The organism is Mesocryomonas fontinalis, from assembly GCF_055730125.2.
Genome location: NZ_JBUZWG020000012.1, coordinates 72,548 through 97,392, shown reverse-complemented (window position 1 = coordinate 97,392; position 24,845 = coordinate 72,548). Strand labels below are relative to the sequence as shown.

Annotated in this window: 25 protein-coding genes; 17 read left to right on the top strand and 8 right to left on the bottom strand. The window is 67.1% G+C overall.

Translation table 11 applies throughout. The features are described 5' to 3' along the window. The first annotated feature begins 2 nt into the window (after positions 1 to 2). The 5 genes from ACZL02_RS23095 (at position 3) to ACZL02_RS23075 (ending at position 6,337) form a co-directional block, all read left to right on the top strand. Entirely contained in the window at positions 3 to 803 is an 801-nt protein-coding gene (locus tag ACZL02_RS23095) for a polysaccharide lyase family 20 protein (RefSeq protein ID WP_472941132.1), read from the top strand. Continuing rightward, positions 800 to 2,062, top strand: coding sequence for an FkbM family methyltransferase (locus tag ACZL02_RS23090; protein ID WP_472941049.1), 1,263 nt, complete (start codon positions 800 to 802; stop codon positions 2,060 to 2,062). The genes ACZL02_RS23095 and ACZL02_RS23090 overlap by 4 nt, the downstream gene beginning before the upstream one ends. Before the next feature lie 2 nt (positions 2,063 to 2,064). Continuing rightward, the gene (locus tag ACZL02_RS23085; RefSeq protein ID WP_472941048.1) at positions 2,065 to 4,023 is read left to right on the top strand and encodes an ABC transporter substrate-binding protein; all 1,959 of its coding nucleotides are present in this window, start codon (positions 2,065 to 2,067) and stop codon (positions 4,021 to 4,023) included. A gap of 158 nt (positions 4,024 to 4,181) precedes the next feature. Next, on the top strand, positions 4,182 to 5,180 hold the full coding sequence (locus ACZL02_RS23080) for an ABC transporter permease (protein ID WP_472941047.1): 999 nt from the start codon (positions 4,182 to 4,184) through the stop codon (positions 5,178 to 5,180). Beyond that, entirely contained in the window at positions 5,177 to 6,337 is a 1,161-nt protein-coding gene (locus tag ACZL02_RS23075) for an ABC transporter permease (protein WP_472941046.1), read from the top strand. Before ACZL02_RS23080 ends, ACZL02_RS23075 begins: the two co-directional genes overlap by 4 nt. Positions 6,338 to 6,439: 102 nt before the next feature. Here the strand turns inward: ACZL02_RS23075 and ACZL02_RS23070 are convergent, their stop codons facing one another. The 4 genes from ACZL02_RS23070 to ACZL02_RS23055 all read right to left on the bottom strand — a co-directional run bounded on the left by ACZL02_RS23070 (position 6,440) and on the right by ACZL02_RS23055 (position 12,314). Continuing rightward, positions 6,440 to 7,885 (bottom strand): adenylate/guanylate cyclase domain-containing protein, encoded by a 1,446-nt coding sequence (locus tag ACZL02_RS23070; protein ID WP_472941045.1) that lies wholly within the window; start codon positions 7,883 to 7,885, stop codon positions 6,440 to 6,442. Then, positions 7,869 to 8,756 (bottom strand): MBL fold metallo-hydrolase, encoded by an 888-nt coding sequence (locus ACZL02_RS23065; RefSeq protein ID WP_472941044.1) that lies wholly within the window; start codon positions 8,754 to 8,756, stop codon positions 7,869 to 7,871. Before ACZL02_RS23065 ends, ACZL02_RS23070 begins: the two co-directional genes overlap by 17 nt. A gap of 67 nt (positions 8,757 to 8,823) precedes the next feature. Further along, positions 8,824 to 9,285: a cyclic nucleotide-binding domain-containing protein gene (locus tag ACZL02_RS23060; protein WP_472932030.1), complete on the bottom strand. Its 462-nt coding sequence runs from the start codon at positions 9,283 to 9,285 to the stop codon at positions 8,824 to 8,826. 218 nt (positions 9,286 to 9,503) lie between these two features. Then, positions 9,504 to 12,314, bottom strand: coding sequence for an ABC transporter transmembrane domain-containing protein (locus ACZL02_RS23055; RefSeq protein ID WP_472941043.1), 2,811 nt, complete (start codon positions 12,312 to 12,314; stop codon positions 9,504 to 9,506). 316 nt (positions 12,315 to 12,630) lie between these two features. Here ACZL02_RS23055 and msrA point away from each other — a divergent pair, with 316 nt between their 5' ends. After that, entirely contained in the window at positions 12,631 to 13,356 is a 726-nt protein-coding gene (gene msrA, locus ACZL02_RS23050) for a peptide-methionine (S)-S-oxide reductase MsrA (RefSeq protein ID WP_472941042.1), read from the top strand. A gap of 87 nt (positions 13,357 to 13,443) precedes the next feature. Next, a complete protein-coding gene (locus ACZL02_RS23045; RefSeq protein WP_472941041.1) occupies positions 13,444 to 13,719 on the top strand; it encodes an Rdx family protein in 276 nt (91 codons plus the stop codon). Positions 13,720 to 13,856: 137 nt separating this feature from the next. Here the strand turns inward: ACZL02_RS23045 and ACZL02_RS23040 are convergent, their stop codons facing one another. Both ACZL02_RS23040 and ACZL02_RS23035 read right to left on the bottom strand, forming a co-directional pair. Then, on the bottom strand, positions 13,857 to 14,438 hold the full coding sequence (locus ACZL02_RS23040; RefSeq protein WP_472941040.1) for a DUF1236 domain-containing protein: 582 nt from the start codon (positions 14,436 to 14,438) through the stop codon (positions 13,857 to 13,859). Positions 14,439 to 14,649: 211 nt separating this feature from the next. Beyond that, complete coding sequence (locus ACZL02_RS23035; RefSeq protein ID WP_472941039.1) at positions 14,650 to 15,003, bottom strand: DUF427 domain-containing protein; 354 nt, start codon at positions 15,001 to 15,003, stop codon at positions 14,650 to 14,652. A 163-nt stretch (positions 15,004 to 15,166) separates the two neighbouring features. On the opposite strand from ACZL02_RS23035, the gene betB reads away from it, so the two are divergent. The 9 genes from betB to yacG all read left to right on the top strand — a co-directional run bounded on the left by betB (position 15,167) and on the right by yacG (position 22,152). Further along, the gene (gene betB, locus ACZL02_RS23030) at positions 15,167 to 16,630 is read left to right on the top strand and encodes a betaine-aldehyde dehydrogenase (RefSeq protein WP_472941038.1); all 1,464 of its coding nucleotides are present in this window, start codon (positions 15,167 to 15,169) and stop codon (positions 16,628 to 16,630) included. A gap of 148 nt (positions 16,631 to 16,778) precedes the next feature. Next, positions 16,779 to 17,330 (top strand): sigma-70 family RNA polymerase sigma factor, encoded by a 552-nt coding sequence (locus tag ACZL02_RS23025; RefSeq protein WP_472941037.1) that lies wholly within the window; start codon positions 16,779 to 16,781, stop codon positions 17,328 to 17,330. Further along, the gene (locus tag ACZL02_RS23020; protein WP_472941036.1) at positions 17,327 to 18,043 is read left to right on the top strand and encodes an anti-sigma factor; all 717 of its coding nucleotides are present in this window, start codon (positions 17,327 to 17,329) and stop codon (positions 18,041 to 18,043) included. Before ACZL02_RS23025 ends, ACZL02_RS23020 begins: the two co-directional genes overlap by 4 nt. Positions 18,044 to 18,386: 343 nt before the next feature. Beyond that, entirely contained in the window at positions 18,387 to 18,935 is a 549-nt protein-coding gene (locus tag ACZL02_RS23015) for a fasciclin domain-containing protein (protein ID WP_472941035.1), read from the top strand. 247 nt (positions 18,936 to 19,182) lie between these two features. Next, positions 19,183 to 19,338, top strand: a complete 156-nt coding sequence (locus ACZL02_RS23010; RefSeq protein ID WP_472932020.1) for a hypothetical protein — start codon at positions 19,183 to 19,185, stop codon at positions 19,336 to 19,338. Between the two features lie 238 nt (positions 19,339 to 19,576). Continuing rightward, positions 19,577 to 20,866: a UDP-N-acetylglucosamine 1-carboxyvinyltransferase gene (murA, locus tag ACZL02_RS23005; RefSeq protein ID WP_472941034.1), complete on the top strand. Its 1,290-nt coding sequence runs from the start codon at positions 19,577 to 19,579 to the stop codon at positions 20,864 to 20,866. 200 nt (positions 20,867 to 21,066) lie between these two features. After that, entirely contained in the window at positions 21,067 to 21,285 is a 219-nt protein-coding gene (gene infA, locus ACZL02_RS23000) for a translation initiation factor IF-1 (RefSeq protein ID WP_056509387.1), read from the top strand. Positions 21,286 to 21,305: 20 nt separating this feature from the next. Beyond that, positions 21,306 to 21,947, top strand: a complete 642-nt coding sequence (locus ACZL02_RS22995) for a Maf-like protein (protein WP_472941033.1) — start codon at positions 21,306 to 21,308, stop codon at positions 21,945 to 21,947. A 7-nt stretch (positions 21,948 to 21,954) separates the two neighbouring features. Then, positions 21,955 to 22,152, top strand: coding sequence for a DNA gyrase inhibitor YacG (gene yacG, locus ACZL02_RS22990; protein ID WP_472941032.1), 198 nt, complete (start codon positions 21,955 to 21,957; stop codon positions 22,150 to 22,152). A 33-nt stretch (positions 22,153 to 22,185) separates the two neighbouring features. On the opposite strand, the gene ACZL02_RS22985 is transcribed toward yacG, so the two are convergent. Then, on the bottom strand, positions 22,186 to 22,791 hold the full coding sequence (locus ACZL02_RS22985) for a transglutaminase-like cysteine peptidase (RefSeq protein ID WP_472941031.1): 606 nt from the start codon (positions 22,789 to 22,791) through the stop codon (positions 22,186 to 22,188). 270 nt (positions 22,792 to 23,061) lie between these two features. Next, positions 23,062 to 23,865 (bottom strand): alpha/beta hydrolase, encoded by an 804-nt coding sequence (locus ACZL02_RS22980; protein ID WP_472941030.1) that lies wholly within the window; start codon positions 23,863 to 23,865, stop codon positions 23,062 to 23,064. A gap of 260 nt (positions 23,866 to 24,125) precedes the next feature. Between ACZL02_RS22980 and infC the strand changes: the two genes are divergently transcribed. Beyond that, positions 24,126 to 24,665 (top strand): translation initiation factor IF-3, encoded by a 540-nt coding sequence (infC, locus tag ACZL02_RS22975; RefSeq protein ID WP_472932380.1) that lies wholly within the window; start codon positions 24,126 to 24,128, stop codon positions 24,663 to 24,665. The last annotated feature ends 180 nt before the right edge of the window (positions 24,666 to 24,845 follow it).

Here is a 24,845-nt window from a genome sequence, read left to right as displayed (position 1 = left end):
GCGTGCCGAAGCGGCTGGACCTTGGCGGACGCACGCCCGAGGAGCACGCCGAGATCGAGAGATCGCTTGCCAGCGACCCGAAGGGCAGCGACACGGTGAACCTCGATTTCGCGAGCGGATCGCTGGAGGGATGGAGCGTCCGGCGCCTGGCCGGTCCGCACTCCGCCGTGGTGCAGAGCGACGTGGTGCGGAGCGGCCCCCATGCCTGCCGCTTCGAGCTGCGGCAGGGCGATCATGTCAGCCAGGGCCTGCGCGCAGAGCTGCGCGACTGGTACAACCCGCCCTTCGACAAGGACATCTGGTACGGCTTCTCGACCTTTCTGCCGCATGAATTCCAGCCGCCGGCCGGCACCGGCGTGGTGCTGGCGCAGTGGCACGATCAGGCGGCGCTGGGCGATCCCGCCGGCAAGCCGCCGCTGGCACTGCGCTACCTCGACGGAACGCTGCGCTTCACCGGCGCCTTCGCCGAGGTCGCCTCTGCCGATCCCGAAAAGCGCTACGTGTTCCACGAGATCCCGGCCGTCGCGCATGGCAGCTGGCTGGATTTCGTCTTCCGGATCCGCTGGTCGCGCCACGGCACGTCCTCGATCTCGGCCTATCTCGGCGGGGCGCCGCTGTTCGGGTTCGACGGGCCGCTCGGGTATCGTAACGAGGTGAAGGCGCCGTATTTCAAGCTCGGCGTCTATGCCAGCGGCCCGATCGACGGGCCGCTCATCGCCTATCACGACAACTACCGCCGCGGTTTCGGCCCTGAGGCGGTCGGCGCGGACGGCATCCCGGTGCGCGAAGCCGAGCCGGCATGAGCCGTCTGGCCGTCTTCGGCGAGATTTTAAGCCCTGCCGACGGCACCGGCAGCCGCGCGGCGCTGGGCCGTGGCGGGTTCGAGGACGTGGTGCTGCTGGCGCCGATCGACGGCGCCGATCCCCTGGCCCGGTTGCGGCAGGCTTGCAGCGGCGCGCGTGCAAACGGCTGCGACTGGATGATCGCGCCCGCGCCAGGCGAGATGCTCCGCCCGGACGCGCTGGCGATCGCCGCGCCGGCGCTCGGGCCCTATTGCGCGATCTTCGGTGGCGTCTTGGTGGCCGGCAGCGGCGAGGCCGTCTGGCGGCCGTCGCGCCTCGCCTTCGACGAGCCCGAGCGGCTGGGGCATGCCTTGCTGCACTGGTGGGTCGGCGAGACGCACTTCGTCCGCGTCGCAGAGACGGAGGCGGTTCTGTCGGCGCTATCGGCCGGTGCCGGCTGGCTCGACTACCTCTTCGCGCTCTGGGCGAAGGTCCCGGCGATCAAGCTGGCGCAGCCGCTGACCACCGTCAGCGCGCCGCCGGCGCTGGCGGGCCCCGATCTGCGCGCGGCGGTCATCCGGCGGCTTGCGGCCGATCCCGTGCTGCTGCCGGTGCGTTTCGGGCGCGAGACCTTCCTCTTGCCCTATACCGGCGAGAACGCCGGCATCGAGCGCGACCAGACCCGCGGCGACTTCTTCGAGGCGGAGGAGCTGCACGCCCTGATGCGCCGGATCGGGCCGGGCAGCCGGATCGTCGACGTCGGCGCCAATACGGGCAACCACACGGTGTTCTTCGCCGGCCCGATGCAGGCAGCCTCGGTGCTGCCGTTCGAGCCGCTGCCGGAAGTCGCGGCGATCCTGCGGCGGGCGGTGGCGGCGAACAATCTCCCGAACGTCGACCTGTCGCTGCTCGGCATCGGCCTGTCGGACGGGCCAGGGCGCGTCCGTGCCGTCCGTTCCGAACGCGGCGGGCTCGGCGCCTCGCGCCTTGTCGACGACCCCGCGGGCGAGATCCCGGTCATGCGCCTCGACGATGCCTTGACGAAAGGCGTGGACTTTCTGAAGATCGACGTCGAATCCATGGAGATGCGCGTGCTGGCCGGTGCGGAAGCGACGATTGCGCGCGAACGGCCGCTGATCTTCATCGAGATCGCCAACGACAACACGCTGGCCTTCTTCGAATGGTTGACGCAACGGAACTATCGGGTCGAGCGCATCTTCTCCGACAAGGGCCATTCCAACTATCTGATCGCCCCGCTGGGCGACCGACGAGGGAATTGACGATGTTCTTCGCGCCATCCCCATCCCGTTCGAGGCGCCTGCGCATCGCGGTTCTCGGCTCGCTTACCGCCGCCCTTCTGTCGGCAACGGCGTTTGCGGCCGACATGAAGGAACAGCCGGTCTTCGCCGAGAAGGTCGCGGCCAAGGAACTGCCGCCGATCACCGAGCGCGTGCCGGCCGAGCCGCTGGTGGTCGACATGGCCGCGCGCGGCGCCACCCCTGGCGAGTACGGCGGCACGCTGCGGCTGGTCGAGGGACAGGCCAAGGACACGCGCCGCATGGTCGTCTACGGCTATGCGCGGCTGGCGGGCTATACGCCGGAGCAGGAGATCGTGCCCGACATCGCCCGCGCCATCGACGTCGAGGAAGGCCGGATCTTCACCATCCACCTGCGCAAGGGCCACCGTTGGTCGGACGGCGAACCCTTCACCGCCGACGATTTCCGCTACTACTGGGAAGACATCGTCAACAATCCCGAGATGACCGCAAAGGGCCCGCCGCGGGAGTTGATGGTCGACGGCCAGCCACCGATCGTGACCTTCATCGACGACGTGACGATCCGCTATGAATGGGCGAAACCCAATCCCTACTTCCTGCCGGCTTTGGCGGGGGCGCAGCCGTTGGACATCTACCGGCCCGCCCACTACCTCAAGAAATTCCACAAGAAATACGCCAATCCCGAGAAGCTGGCGGCGCTGGTGGAAAAGAAGGGCCAGCGCAACTGGGTGGCGCTGCACTTCAAGTACGACCAGTCCTACAAGAACGCCAATCCGGACCTGCCGTCGCTGCAGCCCTGGGTGCTGGTGACCGAGCCGCCGTCGGACCGCTTCATCTTCGCCCGCAATCCCTACTTCCACCGCGTCGATACCGTCGGGCACCAGCTGCCCTATGTCGACGAGGTTGCCATGACGATCGCGAGCTCGCGACTTGTGCCGGCCAAGACCGGCGCCGGCGAGTCGGACCTGCAGGCGAGCTACCTGTCCTTCGGCAACTACGCCTTCCTGAAGCAGGCGGCGCCGCGGCACGACTACCAGGTCCGCCGCTGGAAGAACGGCAAGGGTGCGCAGGTGGCGCTCTACCCGAACCTCAACTGCGAGGATCCGGAATGGCGCAAGCTGTTCCAGAACACCGATTTCCGACGCGCCCTGTCGATCGGCTTCAACCGCGAGGACATCAACCAGGCGATCTATTACGGGCTGGCGCTGCCGATCACCGACACGGTGCTGCCGGGCTCGCCGCTCTACGACGAGGCGCGCACGAAGAAGTGGGCGAGCTATGATCCGGACCAGGCGAACGCCTTGCTGGACGGGCTTGGCCTCACCGGAAAGGATTCCGGCGGCATCCGCCTCCTGCCGGACGGTCGGCAGATGATGATCGTCGTCGAGACGGCCGGCGAGGACCTCGAACAGATCGACGTGCTCGGGCTGATTGCCGAGGACTACCGCAAGATCGGCATCAAGATCCTGGCCAAGCCGACCGAGCGAGATACGCTCTCGCGCCGCCTCGGCTCGGGCGCGACGCTGATGTCGGTGTGGACCGGCCTCGAGAACGCCTATCCGACGCCGAACAGCGACCCCGGCGAGCTGGCCGCGACCAATTCGGAGCAGAACGAGTGGCCGCTCTGGGGCCAGTACTACGAGACCAAGGGCTCGATGGGCCAGGCGCCCGACCTGCCGGCGGTGCAGCAGCTGCTGTCGCTGAACAGCACCTGGAAGGTGACGCTCGACGAGGGCGCGAAGGCTGCAATCTGGAAGCGCATGCTGGACATCAGCGCCGACGAGGCCTTCCGCATCGGCATCGTCTCGGGGGTCGACCAGGTGGTGGTGGTCTCGAACAAGCTGCAGAACGTGCCGCAGACGGCGATCTACAATTTCAACCCGGGGGCGTTCTTCGGGGTCTACCGGCCGGACACCTTCTACTTCGGCGACGGCCAGCAGCAGCAGGCCGCCGCGACGCCCTGAGGGCCTTTGCAATCCCGGCAATAGGGCCGGCACGAGACTGGCAGCCCCGCCGCCCGTGGGGCTTCTTCGCACCCTTCGCGTTCAGGCTCCGGCATGACGCCCCTCCTGAAACGGCAAGTCCGGCACGGCGCTCCCGCCAGCCCCAGCCTCGAGGCCCCATGCTCGGCTATCTCTCCAACCGCGTCCTGACGATGCTGGGCACCCTGGTGGTGATCTCGGTGCTCGTCTTCATCATCATCCAGCTGCCGCCGGGCGACTATCTCACCACCTATATCGCCGAGCTCAGGGCGGCCGGCGAGTCGGTCACCGACGACCGCATCACCTTCCTGCGCGAGCAGTACGGTCTCGATAAGTCGCTGCCGCTGCAGTATTTCGAGTGGGTCACGGGCCTGTTCCGCGGCGATCTCGGCTACTCCTTCGAGTACAACATGCCGGTCTCGGAAGTGGTCGGCGACCGCCTCTTCCTGACGCTGCTGCTGAATTTCGTCACCGTCCTCTTCATCTACGCCGTATCGTTTCCGGTCGGCGTCTACATCGCGACGCATCAGTACTCCGTCGCCGATCACAGCCTCTCCTTCCTTGGCTATATCGGGCTCGCGACGCCGAACTTCCTGCTTGCGCTGATCCTGCTTTATGCCTCCAACACCTTCTTCGGCATCTCGGTCGGCGGCCTGATGGACCCGGTCTATACCGACGCGCCGTGGACGATGGCCAAGACCAGCTCGCTGATCGGCCACCTCGTGGTGCCCGTGCTGGTGATCGGCACGGCCGGCACCGCCGGCATGATCCGTCGCCTGCGCGCCAACCTCCTCGACGAGTTGCAGAAGCCCTATGTCGTCACCGCCCGCGCCAAGGGGCTGTCCGAGGGCAAGATCCTGCGAAAATACCCGCTGCGCGCCGTGCTCAACCCCTTCGTCTCGGACATCGGCACGCTGCTGCCACAGGTGGTGTCGGGATCGGTGATCGTCTCGGTGGTGATGTCGCTGCCGACGACGGGGCCGATGCTGCTCTCCTCGCTGCGCAGCCAGGACATGTATCTCGCCGGCTCGTTCCTGATGTTCCTTGCCGTCCTCACCGTCGTCGGCATGCTGGTCTCCGACATTCTCCTGGCGATGATCGACCCGCGCGTCCGCCTGACCGGAAAGCGCAAGGCATGAGCCGGCTCGAACACGTCGTTTCCACCGCGCCCTTCGATCCCGACCGCACTATCGCGGAAGGTTCGGTCTATTCCGAGAAGTACATGCGGGCCTCGCAGCGCCAGCTGATCTGGTGGCGCTTCAAGCGGCATCGGATCGCGCTGATCGCGCTGTGCTTCCTCGTGCCGGCCTATCTGACGGTGTTCTTCACCGAGATCATTGCGCCCTACGGGCTGGAGACGCGCAACACCTCGCACATCTTCATGCCGCCGCAGGGCATCCACCTGTTCCACGAGGGCCGCTTCGTCGGACCCTTCGTCTACGACATGAAGGGCGTGCTGAACCTCGACACGCTGCAGCGCAACTACACGCCGGACATGTCGAAGCCGATGCCGATCCGCTTCTTCTGCAGCGGCGACCGCTATGATTTCTGGGGCGTCATCCCCGGCGACTTCCACCTCGTCTGCCCGCCGGAGGGAGGGACGATGTTCCTGCTCGGCACCGACCGGCTTGGCCACGACATGCTGTCGCGGCTGATCCACGGCGCGCGGATCTCGCTGACCGTCGGCCTCGTCGGCGTCGCCATCTCGTTCGCGCTCGGCCTGTTCTTCGGCGGCCTCGCCGGCTATTTCGGCGGTAAGATCGACTACTGGGTGCAGCGGGCGACGGAAACGCTGCGATCGATCCCCGAACTGCCGCTGTGGCTCGCGCTGTCGGCGTCGCTGCCGGTGACCTGGAGCCCGATCCTCGTCTACTTCGGCATCACGCTGATCCTGGCGCTGCTCGACTGGCCGGGCCTTGCGCGCGCAGTCCGGTCAAAACTCCTGTCGCTGCGCGAGGAGGATTTCACCGCCGCCGCCGTGGTGATGGGTGCGACGCCCGGCCGGATCATCTCGCGCCATCTGCTGCCGAACTTCATGAGCCATCTCATCGCCTCGGCCTCGCTGTCGATCCCATCGATGATCCTCGCCGAGACCGCGCTGAGCTTCCTCGGCCTCGGCCTGCGCCCGCCGATCACCTCGTGGGGCGTGCTGCTGTCGGAAGCCCAGAACATCGAGGCCGTGGCGCTCTATCCCTGGCTGCTGATGCCGATGCTGCCGGTGATGCTGACCGTCCTCGCCTTCTCGTTCCTCGGCGATGGCCTGCGTGATGCCGTCGACCCACATTCGTCGAACTGAGGCAGCATCCGGCGCCGCGGCAAAGCGGCGCCGGGGCAAGTCGGCGCCGGGGCACTGAGGGCATCCGGTGGGACGCAGCAAAACGCCTATCTTTCGAAGAGCTTAGAGGGCGTCGCTGGATGACGGCGGCGCTTGGCGCGGCGTCGCTCCCGCCTGCAGGATAACGATCTCGACCGGCTTCTCGACGCCGGGGATGGCGGTACGCTGCCGCATCAGCGACCGGCCGGGGACAAATCCCTGGCTCTCCGCCTTCGCCAGCGTCTTCTGCGTCGTCAGCGCGAGCGAGCCGATCTGCTTGTTGTACTTCTCGAGCTTGGCGCAGAGATTGACCGCGCTGCCGATCACGGTGAACTCCAGCCGTCCCTCGACGCCGACGAGCCCCGATATCACCGGTCCCGCCACGACCGCGGCGCCGATGCCGTCGGCGGCGAACCAGGAGGCGTGCCCCTCCGTCTGAACAAAGCCCTCGAAGCCCTGCCGGACTGCGTCGGTGCAGCGCAGCGCGTCGACCGCATGGGTTTCGGATGGCCGGACGGCGCCGAAGGTCGCCATGATGCCGTCGCCGAGAAACTTGTCGATCGTCCCGCCATGCGCGCGGATGATCGGCACCAGCACGGCCTGGACCTTTGCCAGCATGAAGATGACGTCGGCGGGCGGATGCCGCGCGGCGATGGTGGTGAAGCCACGGAGGTCGACGTTGAGGATCGACGCCTCGCGCAGCGTGCCGCCACCGGGCGCGATGTCGATCGCCTGGCCGCGGATGTCGCCGGCCACCGTCGGATCGAAGAAGCGGGCGAGATTGCCGGCGGCCTCCGCCTCCGAGATGGAGGACACCAGGAGGCGCTTGGCGAGCGTCAGCGACAGCGCCGACACCGCGGTGACCAGCGTGATCAGCAGGATCTTGTCCACCTCGGCGCCGAGCAGCACCATGTTGCTGGTGAGATAGGCGACGTAGTTGCGGGTGATCACCGCGTGCTCGGGATCGAAGATCAGCACCCAGCCGAGAATGCAGAGCCAGCCGATGGCCGCCATGGCGCCGGCCGCGACGACGAAGCGGACCTCGAAGCGCAGGGTGCGCAGCGCGATGAACAGGAAGACGTAGAGCATCGTCGGCGACTTCAGGACGAAGCTCGGCGGCTGGCCGTACTGCTTGTGGAAGCTCCAGATCAGCGCATACAGCAGGATGAAGTCGAGGGCGATCGAGGCGTAGACGGCCGCCGCCGGCACCGGCGGACGCAGCGCCCAGACGAGGCCGGCGGTGGTCGCCACGAGGTAGGCCACGAAAAAGTAGGGCGTCGGCGAGGACAGCATGCCGACATCGTCGGGCCGCGGGGCGATGAGATAGAGCCCGAAGACGAAGGAGACGACGAACAGCTGGATGATCTTCACCAGCACCTCGCCGACATCGTCACGGCGCACCACCCGCGCCTGGATGGTCGGCGACAGGGTCTCGGAACTCGAGCCGCCGCGCAGCTGCGCCGCGATCTCCGCCCAGCGGATCCGGCCGTTTACCCGCGGGGTGTCGGGGCTCTCATCCAAGGTCGGCATCGGCGGTGGCCGGCGCCCGATCCGGCTCGAGCGTCAGGTCGAGCGTCAGGCCGGTCCGGCCGAGCAAGGCACCGGGGAACGCGGCCTGCGCTTCCGCCTCGATCCGCGCCAATTCGTCGTCGTCGCGGATGTGCGAATGGTGGAAGAGCACCAGCCGCTTCGCCCCCGCCGCCTCGGCCAGGCGCACGCCCTGCTGCCAGGAGGAATGGCCGAAACCCTTGTGCCTCTCCATCTCCGCATCGCTGTAGGTGGTGTCGTAGAACACCACGTCGGCCCCTTCGAACAGCTGGAGCGCCGCCGGGTCCAGTTCGCCCGGCACATGCTCGGTATCGGTGACGTAGGCCGCCACCCTTCCGGCATGGGAGACGCGATAGCCGACGGCGCCGTTCGGATGCTGCAACCGGGCCGTCGAAATCTCGATGCCGTCGCGCGGATGGAGCACGTCCCCCGGCGCAAAGGTGCGGTAGTCGATGTCGGCGGCGAAGACCTTCGGCGTGATCGGCAAGAACGGCGCGCGCATGTAGTCGGTGACGATGTCGGCGCAGGAGCGCCCGTCCAGCATATGCCCTGCCGAGACCGAGATGGCGCAGCCCTTGCGGTATAGCGGCACGAAGAAGGGCAGGCCCATGATGTGGTCGTAGTGGACATGGCTGAAGAACAGGTCAATGTCGCAGGTGCCCTCCACCGCGAGCTGCCAGCCGAGCGGCACGATCCCGGTGCCGGCATCGAAGATCAGCCGATGGCCGCCGACCTGCATCTCGACGCAGCATGTCTCGGTGCCGTAGGCCCGCTGCCGGTCTCCCGACCCCGGCAACGTGCCCCGCGCACCCCAGACCTTGACGCTGAACGCTTCCGCACCGTCGTCGCTCACAGCCGAATGACCTCGCCAGGCGTTTTGCCGGCGCACCCGGCCGTGTCGATGCGCGTCCTGACGGCGATCACCCGTGCGCGTTCCGCGACTCCGCCGCGACGAGGTCCGCGGTGGTGCGGCTGAGGCGGAAGCCCAGCTCGCGCAGCATCGCGATACCCATCGACGGGAAGGTGGTGAGCAGCTCGCCGAAGCACTCCTTGTTGACGCGCAGGGCCGTCAGGTCAGAGGTCGCCTCGACCGTCGCGGTGCGCGGCACGTCGCAGAGGATGGCGATCTCGCCGACGAAGTCGGTCTCGCCGACCTCGGCCAGCTCGATCTCGCCCCGGTCGGTATCGGCGAACACCCGCGCCTTGCCGCTGAGGATGACATAGGCACTGTCGCCGGCATCGCCTTGCGCGAACAGCTTCTCCTTGGCGCGGTAGCGCACGACCTGGGAGGTGAAGGCCAGGAGCTTCAGTTTGGGAGCATCGACGCCGGAAAACAGCGGCACGCGCCGCAGGATATCGACCTCGTTCTTCAAAAGGCTCATGACGACCACGATCTCCGCGAGAGATAATTACGCATGCTGGCGAGTGCCATCACCGGCTCGTTTCGCTGAACTGTGCGAATGAGTGATGACATTCATGTAATGTCGATGGGACTGTCGGACATCCCACCCCGCATGACAAGTGTTCGCTTTGCCGGCACCATCGTTGGCCTGGCAAGGGAGCGGCATCGGCGGCCGCAAGGCCCCGGCGCGGCGCCCGGTTATTCAGCGGCCGCATCGACAGCGACCCGCGGCGGCGGCGCATCGGCCTCGCCGACCGGCTGCGGCTTCTCGGCAGCCGGCGGTTCCGCCGCCTGCTCGGCCTCCACCTCCTCGACGAACTCCGGCAGCTTGTCGGACGTCACCGGCTCGTCGCCAACGACGCGGCCGCCCTTGAACTCGACGACGCGCTCGAAATGCTGTGCGTTGGCAGCCGCCGACAGCACCCAGAACGTGCCGAAAGGCTGTTCGGGCTGCGAGCCATACGCGATCGTCGAGGCGCAGATCTTCGACTGGCTCTCCTGGTCGAGCGCCGACAGGCCGCGGTTGACGATGAGATAGTCCGGCGCCTTCAACAGTGCGCGCGCCAGGCCGAGCTTCTGCTGCTGGCCGAGCGACAGGCGCTTGGCGCCGGCGCCAAGATCGTAGGACAGCCCGGCCTCCTGCACGATGCCGGCGAGCCCCATCTCCTCGAAACTCCTGAGCAGCAGTCCCTCGACCGCCTCGCCGGCATTGGCGAGCTCGTAGGCGATGCGGCCGAAGAGCACGTTGTCCTGAATGCTGGAGGCCGGATTGAATTCCTCGGGCTCGTTGAACACCAGCACCTCCGCCAGCTCGGGCGGGATCTCCTTGCGGAACAGTTTGCGCGTCTCCACCACCTTGGCCATGAAGGCCTCGTCGATGAAGCCGAGGCGGTGGCGGGGCTCGATATAGCTCAGCGCCAGCCGCACGAGGGCGGCCCGCTCGGGCTGGGCTGCCTGCTCGTAGCTCCGGCCGGCGGCCCGCGCGAGCACCTGGCGGTAGTCGCCGAGCTCTTCCGCCGTCATCACCGAAATGCGCTGCAGCAGCGGATTACCGGGCTCGAGGTCGCCGAACAGATCGATCATCGTCGCCGCGATATCGCGGCCGATCTCGAACAGGCTGGCGGCAAGGCCGGTCGCCCGGAGCGTCTCTCGGGCAAACGGATGCACGTAGAACTGCGACAGGCCGAGCCGGGCATCGCGCGGGGCGCCGAAGACGATGTTCTCCATGATCGTCGCGTTGACGATGTAGCGGTCGGGATCGAAGGGCTCGACATAGGCTTCCATGCCCTCGGCCTTCAGGCGCTCGCGGAAGGCGTGCCGGGCCTGCAGGATGGTCGCGGCAGCCTCTTCCTCGAAGGCTTCGGGCACGCGGGTGCGCAGGCCGAAGAGATGCACGTCGCGGTCGAGGACGACGAGCTGCAGCACCGTGGCGATCCGCCCGTTCAGATCGGCAGCGGAGGAAAGGCCGATCGCCTGATAGTCGATCCACTCGTCGCGAACGTCGAGCAGCGTGTTACCCGACAGCCGCGTCTCGTGCCGCAGCAATGCCTCCTTGCGATCCTTCGGGCGCTCGACATGGCCGACGGGGTAGTGCTTCAGCCCGTAGAGAAGCGATTCGCGCAGGCTGGTGCGGGGAAAATAGGTGGAGGCGTCGATATAGGCGACGCGGCGGCCGGTGACGGCCTCCGGCAGCGCGGCGAGCGGCGTGCCGTTCAGCGTCAACTGTCCGGTGCCGGGCGGGCGAAGCCGCGCCAGCACTTCCGCCACATGCTCGGCCCCCTCGCCGATAGCGGCGACCGCGGCCACCTTCTGGTGGATCGGCAGGTCGAGCGTCACCTCCTCGAACAGTCGGCCGTCCGACTCGTCCTGCGCGCCGACATTGGTCAGCACGAAGCCCGCGGCGAGCGGCCCCACCACCGCCTCCGACGGCTCCTGCAAGGTGATCTCGGCGATATCGTCGATGTCGAACTGCTCGACGACCTGCTCGTATTTCACCGTCACGTCGAGACGGATCTGATCCCAGTCGATCAGGTCCTTCAGCGGCGAGGGCAGGTCCTTGTAGGCGGCGATGACGGCGACGAGCTGGCCGATGTCGAGCTGGCCGGTGATCGCGAAATAGCCGCCGAAGAGATAGAAGATGAAGGGCGTGACCTGGCTGAGGAAGTTGTTGAGGAACTTCACCAGGAATTTCCACTGGTAGATGTCGAAGCGGATCAGGAAGATCCGGCCGAGCTCCTCGGACACCCCGGCCCGCTCGTAGTTGGACGTGTCGTTGGTGTGGACGCTGGAGATTCCCTCGACGATCTCGCCGACCCGGCCGGCGAACTGGCGGGCGGTGAGCTGGCGCTGGCGGCCGAGCACCAGGAGCCGGCGCCGCATGCGCGGGATCAGCACCACCTGGATCATCATCACGCCGAGCGCCACGAGGCCGAGCGTGAAGCTCTGGACGAAGATGAAGACGATGGCGGTGAGCACCTGGCTGATCAGGTAGACCGGCGTCACCACCGCATCGCCGATGAAGCCGCCGATCGGCTCCAGCTCGTCCTTGATCATCGAGGCGATCTCGGGCGAGCGCAGCTGCCGGAAGCGCAGGATCGGGAAGCGCAGCACTAGGTCGACGAACTCGTAGCGCATGCGCCGGAGCATGCGCTCGCCGAGCCGGCCCTTGTAGGTGTTGAGGTAGTATTTGAACCCGCCGTTGATGATTACCAGGAGCAGGAAGAGGCCGCTGAGGAGATAGAGCGCATGCAAGCGGCTGAGATCGAACCCACCGAACACCGGCAGGTCGTTGCCGATGAAATCGGGCAGCGGGATCGAGAAGCCGAGATAGTTGTGCGTCGCGGACGCACCTTCCTCGAAGCCCTGGCCCTGGATCGGCCCGTTGACGATCAGCTTGGGCAGGTTCAGCGACAGGAACAGCGCCGGGATCGAGGCCACGACCACGAACAGCATCCAGATCTGCTGCTTCTTGGTGTGAAGCCAGGCATAACGGTAGAGCGAAACTGACATCGGCGCCGTCATATCCTGGATTCGCGACAGGCGATGCTAGCAGTCCGGCGAACGCGGCGCCAGAATAGCGCCTTCGCCATCCAGAGGGTGTTGCCGAACCGCCGACCCTGCACCTGCCCGGCTCGCCGCTCGCTTGCACGGCGGTGCGCAGCGCCGTGCCGCAGCTGTGATTTGCGGGAGAGCGCGCGAGCGACCATTTTCAGGGGGAGAAAATCCGTTGCAGCCCGTGGGACAGCCCGACACGTGGCCTCACCGTCCGGCTCAACGGCTCCATTGTTTCGCCCTGTCGCCCTTCACGCTACCAAGGAGTGGACCGATGTCCGCCAACAGCCATCTGACGAAACGTTTCGGCATCGCCGCCCTGACGCTCGGACTGCTTGCCGGGGGCGGCGCCCTCGTCAGCCAGCTGCCGGCACAGGCTGCCGAGCAAGCGGTCGTCATCCCGCCCCCGGCGGTCGACGAGAGCGGGGCCAAGGGCATGGAAACCGCGCTCCTCGCCGGCGGCTGCTTCTGGGGTGTGCAAGGTGTCTACCAGCACGTAAAGGGCGTCGAGAACGCCGTTTCCGGCTATGCCGGCGGCAAGGCCGACACGGCGACGTACGAGCAGGTCTCGACCGGCTCGACCGGTCATGCGGAGACCGTGGCGGTGACCTATGATCCGAAGCAGATCACCTACGGCCAGATCCTGCAGATCTACTTTTCGGTCGCGCATGATCCGACCGAGCTGAACCGCCAGGGGCCCGATCACGGCACGCAGTACCGCTCGGCGATCTTTCCGGTGACGCCGGAGCAGAAGACCATTGCCGAGAAGTACATCGCGCAGCTCGACAAGGCCGGCGTCTACGGCGAGAAGATCGTGACGCGGACCGACGCGGCGACGAAGTTCTACCCGGCCGAGGCCTACCACCAGGATTTTCTCGCGCAGAATCCAAGCTACCCGTACATCGTCGTCAATGACCAGCCGAAGATCGACAATCTGAAGCAGGTCTTCCCGGCGATGTTCCGGGCCAATGCGGTGCTGGTCGCCGACGCCAAGAGCTGATCACAGCGCGGACGGGCGCTCCGGTGCTTGCCACCGGCGCGCCGCCCCGCCATCTCTCGGTGCAAGTCCAACTGCCGGGAGACGGACATGGCACCGCCGAGGATCACCATCACCTTCTGCACCCAATGCCACTGGCTGCTACGTTCCGGCTGGATGGCGCAGGAGCTGCTCTCGACCTTCGGCACCGATATCGGCGAGGTCTCGCTGGTGCCGGGCACCGGGGGCGTGTTCGAGATCGCCTATGACGGCGAGGTCATCTGGGAGCGCAAGCGCGACGGCGGCTTTCCGGAAGCCAAGGTGCTGAAGCAGCGGGTGCGCGACCGGATGGACCCCGGCCGCGACCTCGGTCACAACGACCGCTAAGCCGGCAGGACCGCGCGCCTGCGATGCCGCGCAGCGCTTCGGATATCGGTTTTGGACCTCTGGATACACGAAGGCCGCGACACCGGAAGTGTCGCGGCCTCTCTACGTCCGGCGTCGCGCTATGCCCTCGGTTCGTCTTAGCGGGCGTAGTAGACGACGCGCCGCTCCGCCGTCTTCACCACGTAGGGACGTCCGTCGTGGTAGAAGTAGGAGTAACCGTCATAGCCTTCGACCGGCTGCAGTTCGGCGCTGGCGGGCACCTCGTAGCCGATCTCGACATTGCCATCGATCGCCACCGGATCCAGCGGGTTGTCGGTGACGTAGCCGATGAGTTCGTCCGGCATGTCGTCCGGTGAGACGGCCAGCGCCCCCTCTTCCACCGGAATGCCATCCTCGTCGACGTAGACGACCTGACGATCCTCGGCCCGCACGACGATCGGGCGGTTGTCGGCATCGTAGAAGTAGACGTAGCCGGGATGCTCCGGCACCGGCGCGAGTTGCACGTCGACCGGCACGACACTGCCTTGGCTGATACGCCCTTCGAGCACGACGGGCGGGGTCGGGTTGTCGACGATGTAGCGGCGAACCGACGGCGGCGCCGGGACGACGGCGATCACCGGCCCCGCCGATGGCCCGCTCTGGTCGACGATGATCCCTTGGGCGAGCGCCGGACCGGCAAAGAGCGCCACAAGGGCGGTCGAGAGGAGAAACTTGCGCATGGGCTTGATCCTTTGGAACATGTCCTTCGGTGTCAAAAGCCCTCTCTATGGTTCCAAGTTCCGGATTTCGTGATCACACGATGTGGCCGCTTGAGACCGGAAGAGCCTCTCGAGGGAAAGCCCGGTCTGCTGGTAGCACCCCTTCGGTCCCGCCGAAGCGGGGCCTCGCGGCCCTGCTGGCAAAGGGGGGATGCGGCCTTGCGCCGCCCGCTCAGCCGAGCTCGATGACGACCTTATCGGGATAGAAGGCAACGTGATCGGCGATCTCGGTCACGCCCGCCTTCGGCGCGGCATAACCCCAGACCGCGTTCTCGGCGGCGTGGCCGCCGGCGGAGATCGTCCAGTACTGCGCCACTCCCTTGTGCGGACAGGTCGTGTGCCGGTCGGTCGGCAGCAGGAACTCCATCGCGACATGCGCTTTCGGGATGTAGTAGACGGGATCATGGCCGCCCTCGCGCAGCCTCAGCGCCTCCTTGGTCGAGGCGAGGATGTTGCCGTTGAAGTGGACGGTCACCGGCCGCGTCTCGCGCTCGATGGTGATGTATTGGTCCTGGCCGGGGGTCATGGCATGCTCCTTTGAGGGTGTGCTTCCTCTGAACCTTGGCCGGACGGCAGAGTTCCGCCTTCCCGCACAGGCCCGCCCGCTCCGACGCTGTCGCAAAACCGCTAGCCGATCCGCCGCGATGTTCTAGAAGGGGCTCGACGTCTTCAGGTCAGGAGAGATCGCCATGCGCGCCCAGCCGACAGCCTCCCACTTCATCCACGGCGCCTATGTCGAGGATCCCGCCGGTGCGGTGTTCGAGAGCCTCTACCCCGCGACCGGCGAAGCCATCGCGCGGCTGCATGCCGCGACGACGGAAACGGTGGAGAAGGCGGTCGCTTCCGCCGCCATCGGTCAGGCGGAATGGGCGGCCAAGACCGGCGCCGAGCGCGGCCGCATCCTGCGCCGCGCCGCCGAGATCATCCGCGCGCGCAACCGCGAACTTTCGGAACTGGAAACCCTCGATACCGGCAAGGCGCTCGTCGAGACGCTGGTGGCGGACGCCGCCTCGGGTGCCGACTGCCTCGAATATTTCGGCGCGCTCGCCGCCGACATCAAAGGCGAATACATCGATCTCGGCGGCTCCTTCGCCTATACGCGGCGCGAGCCGCTCGGCATCTGCGTCGGCATCGGCGCGTGGAACTACCCGATCCAGATCGCCTGCTGGAAGGCCGCGCCGGCGCTCGCCTGCGGCAATGCGATGATCTTCAAGCCCTCGGAGGTGACGCCGCTGTCGGCCTTGAAGCTTGCCGAGATCCTGATCGAGGCGGGCGTTCCGAAAGGCGTCTACAACGTCGTCCAGGGCGCCGGCGACGTCGGCGCGGCGTTGGTCGGCCATCCCCGCGTCTCGAAGGTCTCGGTCACCGGCTCGATCGCCACCGGCGCGCGGGTGATGCAGGCGGCCGCCATGCAGACCAAGCCGGTGACGCTCGAACTCGGCGGCAAGTCGCCGATCATCGTCTTCGCCGATGCCGACCTCGATGCCGCCGTCTCCGGCGCCATCCTCGGCAATTTCTACTCGACCGGCCAGATCTGCTCGAATGGCACGCGCGTCTTCGTCGAGCGCAGCGTGCGGGCGGCCTTCGTTGAGAAGCTGGTCGAGCGGGCGCGGAAGATCCGGCTGGGCGATCCGATGGACGAGGCGACCGACATGGGCCCGCTGGTCTCGCGCGCCCAGTACGACCGGGTGCTCGCCTATCTCGCGCTCGGCACCGAGGAGGGCGCGACGCTGGCGCTCGGCGGCAAGGCGGCACGGCCCGCCAACTTTGCCGAAGGGCTGTTCGTCGAGCCGACCGTCTTCACCGACGTCACCGACGCGATGCGGATCGGCCGCGAGGAGATCTTCGGCCCGGTGATGTGCATCTTCGACTTCGACGACGAGGCGGAAGTGATCGCCCGCGCCAACGCGTCCGAGATGGGCCTTGCCGCCGGCGTGTTCACCCGCGACATCGCGCGCGGCCACCGGGTGGTGGCGAAACTCCAGGCGGGGACGTGCTGGATCAACGCCTACAATCTGACGCCGGTCGAGATGCCGTTCGGCGGCATGAAACGCTCGGGCTTCGGCCGGGAGAACGGCCGCGCGGCGATCGAACACTACACCCAGCTGAAGTCCGTCTATGTCGAGATGGGATCGGCAGAGGCGCCCTACTAAGGCGGGCAAGGGCGGGCAGTGGCCCTGCTAATCCGGGCAACGGCCGGCAGTGGCAACTTAGCCGGGCAAGGCCGGCAGCGATTGACAAGCGCGGCTACCGCTGGTGGTTAGGACACGCAATGCGAGACTGGCTGATGAGACCGTGAGCGTGGACCAAGCGCGTCAATTCCTGGTGGAAAAGCTGCAGGCGGTGGCCGACGGCGATCGCTCCGCCTTGCGTGATGTCTATGAGAGAACTTCCGCGAAGCTATTCGGCGTCTGCCTGCGTATCTTATCCGACAGGGAAGAGGCGGAAGACGTGCTGCAGGAAGTCTATCTCACGGTTTGGAACAAGGCGGACCGCTTCGACGCCGCCCGCGCGAGCCCGATCACCTGGCTGGCGACCATCGCCCGCAACCGCGCCATCGACCGCCTGCGGGTCGTCGGCCCCCGATTGCGGGACCGGCCGGTCGACGCGGCGCTGGATATCGCGGCGCCCGATCCTGACGGCCTCGCCATGCTCGAGCGCAGCGAAGCCAACCAGCAGCTGGTCGACTGCCTCGAGACCCTCGACGAGCGGGCGCGCGGCGCCATCGTGTCCGCCTTCTACGGCGGGCATACCTACGAGCAGCTGGCGACGCGCGACAACACGCCGATCGGGACGATGAAGAGCCTCATCCGCCGCGGCCTCGCCAAGCTCAAAGGGTGTCTCGACCGATGAGCGACGCTGCCGACTTCGTCGACGACGACATCTTTGCCGCCGAATACGCTCTGGGCGTTCTGGATGGCGCCGGCCGCAGCCGGGCCGCCCGCCGCGTCCGCCTCGATGCGGCGTTCGCCCGCGCCGTCGAGGACTGGGAGACGCGCCTTGCTCCCATGCTGACGGCGATCGAGCCGGTCGAGCCGCCGGCAGGCCTCTGGCAGGCGATCGACACCGATCTTGCCCGCATCGCCCGTGTCCGCGCCGCGCTGACGCCAGGCGTCGCTCCTGCCACGACCGGTCGCGTGTCGCACCTCTGGCAATGGTTCGGCGTCGGCTCTTTCGGCCTTCTGGCCGCCAGCCTTGCGCTGCTGTTCGTCGTCGTCCAGCCGCGACCGCAGCTGCCGCCGCTCACCGCCTCGCTTGCGGCCGAGGGTGGCGGTGCGCCGCTCTATACCGCGGTGGTCTATCCCGGCGCGCTGAGTGCGACGCTGGTGCCGGTCTCGGCGAATGCCGATTCTGCGAACGCGCAGCAGCTGTGGCTGATCGAACCGGAGAAGAACCCGGTGTCGCTCGGCCTCCTCAGCGCCACCGCGCCGCTGCGCATCGACATCACCCGCGAACAGCTTGCCAAGGGCGGGATGCTGGCGATCTCGCTGGAGCCGCCGGGCGGCTCGCCGACCGGACAGCCGACCGGCCCGGTCATCGCCACGGGCGAGCTCAAGGAAATCTAGCGCGCCGTGTGTCCGATCGGGCGCACGGCGATCGCATGGCCCCGTGCGACAAGTTCGGGGGCCTTACGGTTCTGCGCGTTCGACAACGCGGGCACCCGACCAGCGCTGAGGCCGGCAGGCTTGAGCCCCCCGGCTGTGCGACATTCCGCCGCCATTACATGCGCCGCGCAAGTAAGCCCGCGTTTTCTAAGCACTTTCTGCTGAAGACGACGGATAAGGCGCGCGCTTTTGCAATCAATCGGCCTCGCCTTCAAATTATTCGTAGGCCACCTGCATCCGTTGCTTCGGGAGCACTCGTATATCCCGCACCTCTCCACAACGGGGAGAAACAGGGAGCCCTGACATGAGCCGCAACCTTTCGACCTATGCCGCCATCCTCGCCGGAGCACTCGCGCTGGCCGGCCCCGTCTCCGCCCAGGTAATAGTCGGCGGCGCGCCGATGTACGCGTCCAAGACGATCGCCGAGAACGCGCCCAACGCCCCGAACCTGTCGACGCTCGTTGCCGCCGTGAAGGCCGCTGGCCTCGTCGACACCCTCGCGTCCAAGGGCCCGTTCACCGTCTTCGCCCCGACCGACAAGGCTTTCGGCAAGCTGCCGGCCGGCACCGTCGAGACGCTGGTGAAGCCCGAGAACAAGGCGACCCTGACCAAGATCCTGACCTACCACGTGGTCTCCGGCAATTATTCGGCCAAGGAACTGATGGCTGGCGCCAAGAAGAAGGGCGGCATGCACCTCACCTCGGTCGAGGGCGCCCCTCTGACCGTCAAGATGAGCAAGGGCAAGCTCATCGTCATCGACCAGAAGGGCAACGGCTCGGTCATCCAGACCGCCGACGTCAAGCAGAAGAACGGCGTCGTGCACGTCATCGGCTCCGTCCTGATGCCGAAGTAACAGCGCACGGCGTCGAGCCGTCGCCTTCAGCGTGAAACACGAGCCCGGTCGCCACACGGCGGCCGGGCCTTTTTGATACCGGCCGCGAAGATAATGCCGCAGCGCATGGCGGGCAGCGGGCGGCTCGGCTAGAGCATCCTGCGATGGGGTGGACTCACTCCCTCAAAGAAAGATGCTCTAGCTCCCATCAGACAGAGCGTCCTGTGTGCGTCCTTGCGGATGCACGGCGCTCTAGAAGTGGCGGCCGATGACCAAGCTCTTCTCCCTGCTGATCTGCCTGTTGATGCTGGTCCAGGTGATCCGCCCGCTGGGCCTGCCGCTGCTCCGCCGGCGCATCGACTTCTGGCGGCTGGCACTGGCCGCCCTCGTCATCTTCGGCATCACCACGCTGATCCGGCCCTGACGCCGGTCGTTTGCCGGTGACGCCCGGCGGATTTGCCTGGCGCCGGTCGTTTGCCGGCGATGTCCGGTGGATTTGAATGTCGGACGGTGCTGGTGTAGAGCGGTCCACCGATCGTGACATCGCCGCAACAGCCGCTGCCGGCTGCAACGACGGATCGTTCGGGCCTCATTGTCAGCGCGTTTGGCTGGTAGCGCCGCTGAGATCTTCTACCGCTCGTGCCAGGCTGGACAGTATTTACATGGACCGTATTCGCATCAGGGGCGGCAACACGCTGAACGGGACGATCCCGATCTCCGGCGCCAAGAACGCCGCTTTGCCGCTGATGATCGCCTCGCTGCTCACCGACGACACGCTGACGCTCGAGAACGTGCCGCATCTCGCCGACGTCGAGCAGCTGATCCGCATCCTCGGCAACCACGGCGTCGACTATTCCGTCAGCGGCAAGCGGATGAGCCAGACGCCCTCGAACGGCCGCACCATCCACTTCACCGCGCGCACCATCGTCGACACCACCGCTCCCTACGAGCTGGTCTCGAAGATGCGCGCGAGCTTCTGGGTGATCGGCCCGCTGCTGGCCCGGATGCACAAGGCCAAGGTCTCGCTGCCCGGCGGCTGCGCTATCGGCACGCGGCCGGTCGACCTCTTCATCGACGGCCTGCGAGCGCTCGGCGCGACGCTCGACATCGAGAACGGCTACATCGTCGCCGAGGCCAAGGGCGGCCTCGTCGGCAACCGCTTCGTCTTCCCGAAGGTCTCGGTCGGTGCGACGCACGTGATGATGATGTCGGCAGCGCTCGCCAAGGGCCAGACCGTCCTCGAGAACGCCGCGCGCGAGCCGGAAGTGGTGGACCTTGCCGCCTGCCTCAACGCCATGGGCGCGAAGATCTCCGGCGCGGGCACGCCGACCATCACCATCGACGGCGTCACCGCTTTGTCGGGCGCCCGCCACCGCGTCCTGCCGGACCGGATCGAGACCGGCACCTACGCCATCGCGGTCGCCATGGCCGGCGGCGACGTGATCCTCGACGGGACCAGCTCGCATCTCCTGCAGAACGCCTTCACCGCCCTCGGCCAGGCCGGCGCCGTCATCACCGACGTGCCGAACGGCGTGCGGGTGGTGCGCAATGGCGGCGGCGTGCAGCCGGTGGACGTCATCACCGACCCCTTCCCGGGCTTTCCGACCGACCTGCAGGCGCAGTTCATGGCGCTGATGACGCGCTCGAGCGGCGTCTCGCACATCACCGAGACGATCTTCGAGAACCGCTTCATGCACGTCCAGGAGCTGGCCCGCCTCGGCGCCAAGATCTCGCTGTCCGGCCAGGTCGCGACGATCGAGGGCGTGCCGCGGCTCGCCGGCGCCCAGGTGATGGCGACCGATCTGCGCGCCTCGGTGTCGCTGGTCATCGCCGGCCTCGTCGCGGACGGCGAGACCATGGTCAACCGCGTCTACCATCTCGACCGCGGCTTCGAGCGGCTGGAAGAGAAGCTCGTCGCCTGCGGCGCCGATGTCGAGCGCATCTCCGGCTAAGCGGCCCTCGCCGCCCTTCTGCCAGGGCGGCGCTGGCGCGATTTTACCTTGCGGACGGCATCGTGCCGCCCGCCGCCTTGCTTTTTAGGCCGAAAGGCCTGATTTAAGGCGCAATTCATTCCTTCAGGGCCACGTCGCGACGTGGCCGTCCCTGGCGGGTCCGACCAAAGCGTCGGCCGCCTTTCCCGTTTGAGGTCCGTATGGCGAAAGAAGAAGTTCTCGAATTCCCGGGTCTGGTGACCGAACTCCTCCCGAATGCGACCTTTCGCATCAAGCTCGAGAACGACCACGAGATCATCGCGCACACTGCCGGCCGCATGCGCAAGAACCGCATCCGCGTGCTGACCGGTGACAAGGTGCTGGTCGAGATGACCCCCTACGACCTCAGCAAGGGTCGCATCACCTACCGCTTCAAGTAGCGGCGGGACCGCGCGGCCTGATGGCAACGAAGCTCCACCTCGTGCTCGCGTCCGGCTCGCCCCGGCGGCTGGAGCTCTTGCAGCAAGCGGGCATCGAGCCCGAGCGGCTGCTGCCGGCCGACGTCGACGAGACGCCGGAACGCGCAGAGCACCCGCGCTCGCTCGCCAAGCGGCTGTCGAAGACCAAGGCCGAGACCGCCTTCGCCATCCTCAAGGAGCGCGGCGAGGGGGAGAACCGTCTGGTGCTCTCGGCCGACACCGTCGTGTCCGTCGGCCGGCAGATCCTGCCGAAGGCCGAGCTGATCGACGACGCGGTGGCGAACCTGCGCATCCTCTCCGGCCGCACCCATCGCGTCCACACCGGCGTCTGCCTGATCGGCCCGTCGGAAAAGCTGCGCCAGCGGCTGGTCGAGACGCGGGTGCGCTTCAAGCGCTTGTCGCGCGACGACATCGACAGCTATCTGGCTTCCGGCGAATGGCGCGGCAAGGCGGGCGGCTACGCCATCCAGGGCCTTGCCGGAAGTTTCGTGGTGCGCCTCGTCGGCTCCTACACCAATGTCGTCGGCCTGCCGCTCTACGAGACCATCGCGCTGATCGGCGGCGAGGGTTTCGACATCCACCAGCGCTGGCGCGATCCCGGCGCGGCCCCGTCAGCGACGTGACCGCGACATGACGGCGACGGTCACCCCGCTGCGCCCGCGCGGAAAATGCCCGGAATGCCGCAAGGCATCGAGCCAGGCGACGTTTCCGTTCTGCTCGCCGCGCTGCAAGGCGGTGGACCTCAACCGCTGGCTCTCCGGCAGCTACGTCATTCCCGGACCGGCCGAGGAGCTTTCGAGCCCCGAGACCGACGAGGACGAGCGGTAGCGCCGCGAGCCTCTTCGACTTCGCACCCCCCGCCTACTTCCGCACCGCGCTGGTCGCCACGTCGAGGCCGCCGGTGATCGACAGCCAGTCGCGCGGGTCGAGCGCGCTCTGCCGCTTGACGTAGGTATAGGGCGTCTCCCGCCAGGGCTTGACCCGCCAGTCGAGATTGTCGAGCACGAAGTCGCCCGCCGTGGTGCGCAGCGTCAGCACCGCGTGGCCCTCGCCATTGCGCTTGCGCACCACGGTGATCAGGAGGTCGTCGAGCGAGATGCCGGCAGCGTGCAAGGCCCGGCGCTTGGCGAGCACGTAGTCCTCGCAGTCACCGCGCCCGCTGGGATAGGTCCAGCGCTCCTCGACGCCGTACTGGGCGAGATCCGACATCGGCTCGATCGCCGCATTGGTGGCGGTGTTGATCGCGGCGACGGTCGCGGCGAGGACGGTGGTCAGTGCCAAAGGCGGCGCGAGCGGCCCGGGCTGGCGCGTACAGTCGCCCTGGTTTTCCTGGCAGAAGAGATGATGTCCGATGGGCACCGTGGTCGAAAGGCCGACGGTCATGGCGTCGGCGCTCGCGGCACCCACCCCTGTCAAAACCCATAGGACAACCGCCAACCCGGCGCCGATGGCGCGAGCTCCCTGCATGCCTGACCTCCGAGACCGGAAATATCTGCTGACCAGGGGATGGTGGGTGCATTGCAAAATCTAGTCAACGCGGCGGTCCCGGCTGGAACATGGCTGAGGCAAGCTTTCGACGGCCGATGACGCGCCATCGGCAGCCGTATGCGTTGACAACCGAGCCGAAAAGCGTCGGCGGCACAGGCACTTCACCCGGTGAACGACCGGCCTGTGACGTTTCGGTCACAGGCCTGCGACAATTCTGCCAACCCCGTCCCGGGACGGGAACCTTTGCCCTTAGCTGCCGCGCGCCTGCGTGACGAGATCGCGCGCGGCCTGCTCGATGCGCAGGAGGTCCTCCTCGCGCGACAGCCGGTGGTCGCCGTCACGGACGAGGGTCAGCACCACGCCCTCGGAGGGCAGCAGCGTGACCAGGTCTAGGGCATGGCTGAAGGGAACGTCCGGGTCCATCATCCCCTGGATCACATGCACCGGGCAGCAGGTCTCGATCAGATCCTCCATCACGAGGTTCTGGGCGCCGTCCTCGAGCAGCGCCCGGGTATAGACCGTCGGCTCGGGCGAGTAGGCGGAGGGCTCGGTGCAGAAGCCTTTCGCCAGGAGATCGGCCTTCTGCACGTCCGACAGAGCGGGCTCGACGAGCCGGCGGGTGAAGTCGGGCGCTGGCGCCAGCAGCAGCAGGCCGGCGATCCGCTGTCCGGCGCCCGCATGGCGCAGTTCGGCGACGAGGCGAAGCGCGATCCAGCAGCCCATCGACGAGCCGACGAGGATGACCGGCCCCGCTGGCATGGCGGCGAGCACCGCCTGCGCCTCCTCCAGCCAGCGCGAGATGGTGCCGTCGAGGAAGCTGCCGCCCGACTCGCCGTGCCCTGAATAGTCGAAGCGGCAGAAGCCGAGCCCGTCGCTTGCCGCCAGCGCCGACAGCCGCTCGGCCTTGCCGCCCCGCATGTCGGAACGGTAGCCGCCGAGCCAGAGCAGAGCGGGGGACGAACCCTCGAAGCTGCGGCAGGCGATGTCTCGGCGCGCCTCCCCAGCGCCGACGGCGATGAAATGCGGGGCGTCGGGAGAGATCGTGGTGCTCATGGCGATTTCCTGCGGACCGTTTCGGGCGGGGCGCGTCATTTCTTGACACGATGAGGTGAAAATGCAGTTCGTCCGTGCTATATCAGGGGAGCTACCGGGGTGACGCGTGGATTGAAACACCTGCATCGGGCCCGGCATCAAAGATAAAGCATCAGCGTGAGCGGAGCCCGAGCGGGCCCGGCCGGCAACCCGCCGGCCCCTCCATCCGCCGCCGCCGTGTATCGCCAACGTGTGTCGTCAACAGCCAGGAGACAACGACCATTCGCAGACCATTTCGTGCGCCGCCGGTCCAGAAGGAAGGGCCGCGTTCCAACAAGGACATCCGGATCCCCTTCGTCCAGCTGATCGATGCTGAAGGCCAGAACCGTGGCCCGACACCGACAGCCGAAGCCTTGGCGCTCGCCGAAGAAGCCGGCCTCGACCTCGTCGAGATCGTTCCGACCGCCAATCCGCCGGTCTGCAAGATCCTCGACCTCGGCAAGCTGAAGTACGAAGGCCAGAAAAAGGCTGCCGAACAGCGCAAGCGCCAGAAGACGGTCGAGGTCAAAGAGATCAAGATGCGTCCGAACATCGACGATCATGACTACGAGACCAAGATGAAGGCGGTCCGCCGCTTCTTCGAGGAGGGCGACAAGGTCAAGCTGACGCTGCGCTTCCGTGGCCGTGAAATGGCGCACCAGGACCTCGGCATGGTCCTTCTGAACCGGGTTCGCGACGAAACCGCTGAAATCGCCAAGGTGGAGGCCGAGCCGAAGCTCGAAGGCCGCCAGATGATGATGGTCCTCGCCCCGCGCGGCTGACCGCCATAGGCTGCGGCTTCGGCTTGGGAACGGGACACCCCGGGACCGGAAGCTTCGTTGCTGCCGAGCCATGCAGGATTACCGCAAGACCGGGACGGCGAAAGCTGCTTCCGGTCTTGCTTTTTCACCGGTCCGTCCGCTATAGGACCGTCTTCGACCGAGCGACCCGGCAGGGCATGC

Excerpts from the sequence above, each read along its gene's own strand:
- ACZL02_RS23090 (WP_472941049.1), top strand. The coding sequence starts at position 800 with ATGAGCCGTCTGGCCGTCTTCGGCGAGATTTTAAGCCCTGCCGACGGC.
- ACZL02_RS23085 (WP_472941048.1), top strand. The coding sequence starts at position 2,065 with ATGTTCTTCGCGCCATCCCCATCCCGTTCGAGGCGCCTGCGCATCGCG.
- ACZL02_RS23080 (WP_472941047.1), top strand. The coding sequence starts at position 4,182 with ATGCTCGGCTATCTCTCCAACCGCGTCCTGACGATGCTGGGCACCCTG.
- ACZL02_RS23075 (WP_472941046.1), top strand. The coding sequence starts at position 5,177 with ATGAGCCGGCTCGAACACGTCGTTTCCACCGCGCCCTTCGATCCCGAC.
- ACZL02_RS23070 (WP_472941045.1), bottom strand. The coding sequence starts at position 7,885 with ATGCCGACCTTGGATGAGAGCCCCGACACCCCGCGGGTAAACGGCCGG.
- ACZL02_RS23060 (WP_472932030.1), bottom strand. The coding sequence starts at position 9,285 with ATGAGCCTTTTGAAGAACGAGGTCGATATCCTGCGGCGCGTGCCGCTG.
- ACZL02_RS23055 (WP_472941043.1), bottom strand. The coding sequence starts at position 12,314 with ATGTCAGTTTCGCTCTACCGTTATGCCTGGCTTCACACCAAGAAGCAG.
- msrA (WP_472941042.1), top strand. The coding sequence starts at position 12,631 with ATGTCCGCCAACAGCCATCTGACGAAACGTTTCGGCATCGCCGCCCTG.
- ACZL02_RS23045 (WP_472941041.1), top strand. The coding sequence starts at position 13,444 with ATGGCACCGCCGAGGATCACCATCACCTTCTGCACCCAATGCCACTGG.
- ACZL02_RS23040 (WP_472941040.1), bottom strand. The coding sequence starts at position 14,438 with ATGCGCAAGTTTCTCCTCTCGACCGCCCTTGTGGCGCTCTTTGCCGGT.
- ACZL02_RS23035 (WP_472941039.1), bottom strand. The coding sequence starts at position 15,003 with ATGACCCCCGGCCAGGACCAATACATCACCATCGAGCGCGAGACGCGG.
- betB (WP_472941038.1), top strand. The coding sequence starts at position 15,167 with ATGCGCGCCCAGCCGACAGCCTCCCACTTCATCCACGGCGCCTATGTC.
- ACZL02_RS23020 (WP_472941036.1), top strand. The coding sequence starts at position 17,327 with ATGAGCGACGCTGCCGACTTCGTCGACGACGACATCTTTGCCGCCGAA.
- ACZL02_RS23015 (WP_472941035.1), top strand. The coding sequence starts at position 18,387 with ATGAGCCGCAACCTTTCGACCTATGCCGCCATCCTCGCCGGAGCACTC.
- ACZL02_RS23010 (WP_472932020.1), top strand. The coding sequence starts at position 19,183 with ATGACCAAGCTCTTCTCCCTGCTGATCTGCCTGTTGATGCTGGTCCAG.
- murA (WP_472941034.1), top strand. The coding sequence starts at position 19,577 with ATGGACCGTATTCGCATCAGGGGCGGCAACACGCTGAACGGGACGATC.
- infA (WP_056509387.1), top strand. The coding sequence starts at position 21,067 with ATGGCGAAAGAAGAAGTTCTCGAATTCCCGGGTCTGGTGACCGAACTC.
- ACZL02_RS22995 (WP_472941033.1), top strand. The coding sequence starts at position 21,306 with ATGGCAACGAAGCTCCACCTCGTGCTCGCGTCCGGCTCGCCCCGGCGG.
- yacG (WP_472941032.1), top strand. The coding sequence starts at position 21,955 with ATGACGGCGACGGTCACCCCGCTGCGCCCGCGCGGAAAATGCCCGGAA.
- ACZL02_RS22985 (WP_472941031.1), bottom strand. The coding sequence starts at position 22,791 with ATGCAGGGAGCTCGCGCCATCGGCGCCGGGTTGGCGGTTGTCCTATGG.
- ACZL02_RS22980 (WP_472941030.1), bottom strand. The coding sequence starts at position 23,865 with ATGAGCACCACGATCTCTCCCGACGCCCCGCATTTCATCGCCGTCGGC.